Annotated in this window: 1 protein-coding gene; it reads left to right on the forward strand. The window is 65.4% G+C overall.

Features of this window, described 5'->3' with window-relative positions; all coding sequences use genetic code 11:
- Window positions 1-213: 213 nt before the first annotated feature.
- Window positions 214-1,437: an IS110 family RNA-guided transposase gene (locus AC5Y5B_RS25180; RefSeq protein ID WP_112635873.1), complete on the forward strand. Its 1,224-nt coding sequence runs from the start codon at window positions 214-216 to the stop codon at window positions 1,435-1,437.
- The last annotated feature ends 22 nt before the right edge of the window (window positions 1,438-1,459 follow it).

The following is a 1,459-nucleotide window of genomic DNA, read 5'->3' on the forward strand; positions in this document are numbered from 1 at the left end:
TCCTTACCTTTCTTGGAGGGTGGTTGTTGCCCTCGGCCGTAGGCTTCGAACTGCCCAGGGACGTCGGGTATGGCTTTCATGCGTTTGCGGTGTTTTATGGCCGAAGGAGATTGGCCGCCCGACGTCCCGCGACGACTCGACCGCTAATTGAGAGATGCGATTTGATCGCTGTGTAAGGACACGCCGGCGTGGTCGTCTGCTGGGTTGATAGGGATGCCAACGATCACGGAGGTGGCTGTGAGCCAACAGGTCTGGGCCGGCGTCGATGCCGGAAAGTCCGACCACCATTGCGTGGCTATCGATGCGGAGGGTCACCGACTGCTGTCGCAACGGGTGGCCAACGACGAAACCGCACTGCTGGAGCTGATCGACGCAGTAGCGGCGCAATCCGACGGCGGTGAAGTTACCTGGGCGATCGACCTGAACGCCGGTGGTGCCGCGCTGCTGATCACCTTGCTCATCGCCGCCGAGCAGCGGCTGCTCTACATCCCCGGCCGCACCATCTACCACGCCTCGGCCGGCTACCGTGGCGACGGCAAAAGCGACGCCAAGGACGCCGCCGTCATCGCCGACCAAGCTCGGATGCGCCGCGACCTGCAGCCGCTGCGAGCTGGTGATGACATCGCGGTTGAGCTGCGCATCCTGACCGCTCGGCGCACCGACCTGGTCGCCGATCGCACCCGGGTGATCAACCGGCTGCGCGCCCAGCTGCTCGAGTACTTCCCCGCCCTGGAACGCGGCTTCGATTACAGCGCCAGCAAGGCCGCGCTGATCCTGTTGACCGGCTACCAAACCCCCGACGGGCTGCGTCGTGCCGGTGCTGCCCGCCTGACAGCGTGGCTGCGTAAACGCAAGGCGCGCAACGCGTCTGCTGTCGCAGCCATGGCTATCGAGGCCGCCAACGCCCAGCACACCACCGTGCCCGGCCAAAACCTCGCCGCCGCTATGGTCGCCCGCCTGGCTAAGGAGGTGATGACCCTCGACACCGAAATCGAAGAAACCGAAACGATGATCGAGGACCGATTTCGCCGCCACCGCCACGCCGAGATCCTCCTGAGCATGCCCGGCTTCGGCGTCGTGCTCGGCGCCGAGTTCCTCGCCGCCACCGGCGGCGACATGAGCGCTTTCGACTCCGTCGATCGTCTTGCCGGCGTTTCCGGGCTGGCCCCGGTACCGCGGGATTCCGGGCGCATCAGCGGCAATCTCAAACGCCCCCGCCGCTACGACCGACGACTGCTGCGGGCCTGTTACCTGTCCGCCCAAATCGCCATCCGCACCGACCCCGCATCCCGGACCTACTACAACCGCAAAAGAGCCGAAGGCAAAACCCACACCCAATCCATCCTCGCCCTGGCCCGCCGGCGCCTCAACGTCCTGTGGGCCATGCTGCGCGACCACGCTGTCTACCAACCCGCAACCACTACTGCGGCGGCTTGACAACGTCATTGAGAATCTCCTT

The sequence above is a fragment of the Mycobacterium sp. NGS33 genome (genome assembly GCF_059812885.1).

Coding starts and splice junctions, on each gene's coding strand:
- AC5Y5B_RS25180 (WP_112635873.1), top strand. CDS start 214: ATGCCAACGATCACGGAGGTGGCTGTGAGCCAACAGGTCTGGGCCGGC.